Origin of the sequence: Vibrio sp. 1180_3 (assembly GCF_029478545.1) — a bacterium.
GTDB classification, from domain to species: domain Bacteria; phylum Pseudomonadota; class Gammaproteobacteria; order Enterobacterales; family Vibrionaceae; genus Vibrio; species Vibrio aestuarianus.
The window spans coordinates 1-2,472 of record NZ_SJFM01000093.1 but is presented as its reverse complement, the minus strand read 5'-3'; the positions used below and the strand labels follow the sequence as shown (position 1 = coordinate 2,472).

Here is a 2,472-nt window from a genome sequence, read left to right as displayed (position 1 = left end):
CACTTTGCACCCGCTAAACTGACAACGCCCCAACGCTAAAACCAATTGAGGCAAACAAAGAAATTTGCCTGTTTTACGGTTTGAGTTAACCAAGAATTTGAGGGTAAAAATGCTCCTTTGCCGACAACACCAAACGAATAGCCAGAGAAATCCCAAAAGATTGAACCCCTAAATTTACCTGAGTTGCATAACGCCCTGTTAAGGTGTGAGCAACGCAATACCAATGCCGCCGCATATCACCTTAATCACTTAAACCAACGCATAGTAAAAATGCCACGCGTTGGCTGTCCCTCTTGAAGCGTTTGTTAGCCGTTTAGTTTGAAGTGTGGTGATGAGCTACATTTTCAAGCCTTTCAGCTAGCCAAATCTTGATAATCGACTGTCGTGTAACACCTACTCGGTTAGCTTCACGATCTAGTGAATCTAACATCCATGCAGGGAAATCAACATTTACCCGTTTCTGCTTTTGCATTGGACGCTTAACTTTAGATAAATCTATATCACCTAAAATGTCATCGTCACTTTCAAACTTGGCATCAAACTCATGCGCTTTCATATAAGTTCACCTCCGCTTTACGTGAACGTCTGACTGAAATGATCCTAATATTTAGTCCACGGTATGTAATGACGCCAGACCAATGCTTACCATTTAACATGCCGATGACCAAATACCTAGGTTCATCACTTGTGTTTGCAGGGATCTCGATAAGATCAGAGTCATTCCACAAACCTTGAGCTGTATAGAAATCAATTCCATGTTTCTCAAAATTTGACCTGCTTTTATTTTCATCAAATTCGAATTTCGTCATGAGTAAAAATTACACCCTTTTTACTCATTTTGCAACTTACACTTTGGCTAATGATTGTGAAAACGGCTAACGCCCAATTAAGGGGTGAGCAACGCTACCACCCAACCTAACGCATTGTGCCATAAGCACTAAATTTGAAGTAGAAGCAAAAATTCCAAGCGTTGGGAATCCCTCTTAAATTGATTGTTATAGCACAATTGCTACACGTCACTTTCCGTTAGTATCTGACGACAATTTCGTACTGTAAGGACGCGAATTTCATGGCTGAGGCTATATATGATTCGATAGTGACCAAACAAGATTTCGCGGTAATTGGTATGAGGTAGCTCAGGAACCATTCGTCCCATTTCAGGCATACTTGAGAGAAGGTCTGTTTTATCGAAGACCTCATTAACCCAGTTTTCTGCCACCACTGGATTATCTAGCGAAATAAACTCGGCTGCATCACCTAATTTTTGTAATGCTAGTGGTGACCAAACTACTTTCATTTATTAAGACGCCCCAGCACTTGAGCACGAGCGTCTTCATTGGAAACACCTAAACCTGAAGCTAACTGTGCTTCGGCAGTACGCATTTCTTCCAGTAACTCGATCTTCTCTTGCATTGCTTCATACTCCGCAACATCAAGGACAACAGCAACACCTTTACCACGTTGTGTGATTACTAGTGGTCTGCGAGTTTCGTTAATCTGTTTAATAAATGACGTCACGCCAGCACGAAATTCAGACAAAGGCTGAATATCTTGATCAAAATGGATGCGGCTCATGTTGAACTCCCTATGGTACAATTTAATGTACAAATAATAGTTCAAATAGCAATTTTGAGCAATAGCCTGATTCTGTGTTATAACGCCGCATTAAGTGGTGAGCAACGCTAAACACCAATGCTTCGACAAACCACTTAAAACGCAAAAACTGAATTTACACTAAAGCCGCCAAGCGTTGCGAATCCATCTTAAATGCTTTGTTATGAAAATTCAATAAGATAAACATAAAGTTACACTAAATTTGATTAAGAAAACAATCAAAATGTTGGTTAAGTGAGCCAAGAATCAACCCAAGCCCGAACCGTAATAAATAAGCCGCCAAAACAAAGCACACCTTTCAGCAACAAACCAAACTTTTGAATCTGAAAAACTCAACGAGCAAAATATTCAGCGAACTCGAAATTCTCGATTAACTTGCCCTTTCCACACTTTGCGCCAGCAAAATTAACAACGCGCCAACGCTAAAACCGAGTGAGGCAACAAAGAATCTTGTCTGTTTTACGGGTTGAATTGACCACGAAATTGGAGCCGAAAATGTTCATTTGCCGACAACACAAAGCGAATGGCCAGAGAAATCCCAAAAGATTAAACCCCTAAATTTACCTGAGTTGCATAACGCCCAATTAAGGGGTGAACAACGCCACCACCCAACCTAAAGTATTGTATCGTAAACACTAAAATTGAAGTAGAAGCAAAAATGCCAAGCGTTGAGAATCCCTCTTAAATTGTTTGTTATACGCGTGCTTCCGACCAAACTGCGAACTCATTATCACTTGGCTCAATGAAGTGGAAACGACAGCCACCAGGAAACTCAAATATCGGGCGAGAGATTTCACCACCATTTTGAATAACTTTAGCCAATGTAGACTCTATATCTGCGCTGTAGAAGACCAAAAG

4 protein-coding genes and 1 pseudogene are annotated in these 2,472 nt (G+C 40.7%); all 5 read right to left on the bottom strand.

Going from position 1 to position 2,472, the window contains the following annotated elements; all coding sequences use genetic code 11:
* Nucleotides 1–313 precede the first annotated feature (313 nt).
* Nucleotides 314–556: a CopG family transcriptional regulator gene (locus EYW48_RS20815; protein ID WP_115340100.1), complete on the bottom strand. Its 243-nt coding sequence runs from the start codon at nt 554–556 to the stop codon at nt 314–316.
* Nucleotides 543–809, bottom strand: coding sequence for a BrnT family toxin (locus EYW48_RS20810; RefSeq protein ID WP_010320360.1), 267 nt, complete (start codon nt 807–809; stop codon nt 543–545). Before EYW48_RS20810 ends, EYW48_RS20815 begins: the two co-directional genes overlap by 14 nt.
* Before the next feature lie 200 nt (nt 810–1,009).
* Nucleotides 1,010–1,297: a type II toxin-antitoxin system RelE/ParE family toxin gene (locus tag EYW48_RS20805; RefSeq protein ID WP_277433006.1), complete on the bottom strand. Its 288-nt coding sequence runs from the start codon at nt 1,295–1,297 to the stop codon at nt 1,010–1,012.
* Nucleotides 1,294–1,575 (bottom strand): type II toxin-antitoxin system Phd/YefM family antitoxin, encoded by a 282-nt coding sequence (locus EYW48_RS20800; RefSeq protein WP_017046278.1) that lies wholly within the window; start codon nt 1,573–1,575, stop codon nt 1,294–1,296. The genes EYW48_RS20805 and EYW48_RS20800 overlap by 4 nt, the downstream gene beginning before the upstream one ends.
* Nucleotides 1,576–2,307: 732 nt before the next feature.
* Nucleotides 2,308–2,472 (bottom strand): annotated as a pseudogene (locus EYW48_RS20795) (VOC family protein); the annotation flags it as partial.

Excerpts from the sequence above, each read along its gene's own strand:
- EYW48_RS20815 (WP_115340100.1), bottom strand. The coding sequence starts at position 556 with ATGAAAGCGCATGAGTTTGATGCCAAGTTTGAAAGTGACGATGACATT.
- EYW48_RS20810 (WP_010320360.1), bottom strand. The coding sequence starts at position 809 with ATGACGAAATTCGAATTTGATGAAAATAAAAGCAGGTCAAATTTTGAG.
- EYW48_RS20805 (WP_277433006.1), bottom strand. The coding sequence starts at position 1,297 with ATGAAAGTAGTTTGGTCACCACTAGCATTACAAAAATTAGGTGATGCA.
- EYW48_RS20800 (WP_017046278.1), bottom strand. The coding sequence starts at position 1,575 with ATGAGCCGCATCCATTTTGATCAAGATATTCAGCCTTTGTCTGAATTT.